This is a genomic window from Acinetobacter brisouisimilis, from assembly GCF_000368265.1.
Classification (GTDB): Bacteria; Pseudomonadota; Gammaproteobacteria; order Pseudomonadales; family Moraxellaceae; genus Acinetobacter.
This window is the reverse complement of the sequence record NZ_KB851219.1, coordinates 1123269-1123850: the sequence shown is the minus strand read 5'-3', so window position 1 is coordinate 1123850 and position 582 is coordinate 1123269. Positions and strand designations below refer to the sequence as shown.

Below are 582 nucleotides of genomic sequence, written 5' to 3'. Positions count from 1 at the left end.
CCATCTAGTTCACTGCCATGTAGGCAGCTTAGAAGCTTGCCTTGCTCATGATCTTCTAACTCAAAAAGTTCACTGCCATGTAGGCAGCTTAGAAGTTCCGATTGAAATCGCTTATGTGCCTTGTGAAGTTCACTGCCATGTAGGCAGCTTAGAAGTGTGTGGGCCAAGTGTTGGGTTGCGGCAACAGGTTCACTGCCATGTAGGCAGCTTAGAAGATTAAGACCCATTTGCTCAAGACAGCAAATAAGTTCACTGCCATGTAGGCAGCTTAGAAGTTCAGGTATTTCACAAGAGAAAAGGACCTCTCGTTCACTGCCATGTAGGCAGCTTAGAAGAAAATTTCAGGGCTTATTAAATTAAGATTCTTGTTCACTGCCATGTAGGCAGCTTAGAAGCCACGTTTACTTAATCCTGATGTTTTGGACATGTTCACTGCCATGTAGGCAGCTTAGAAGAACTAACGGCATGAGAACAATGACTGTAGAAGGTTCACTGCCATGTAGGCAGCTTAGAAGGTTCCAACGTTCTACAATCGGGTTTCCTAAAAGTTCACTGCCATGTAGGCAGCTTAGAAGAACTATA

At 44.2% G+C, this 582-nt stretch carries 1 CRISPR repeat array.

What is annotated here, in order from left to right:
* Nucleotides 1-7: 7 nt before the first annotated feature.
* Nucleotides 8-575: direct repeats of the CRISPR family, unit length 28 nt; unit sequence GTTCACTGCCATGTAGGCAGCTTAGAAG.
* Between the last annotated feature and the right edge of the window lie 7 nt (nucleotides 576-582).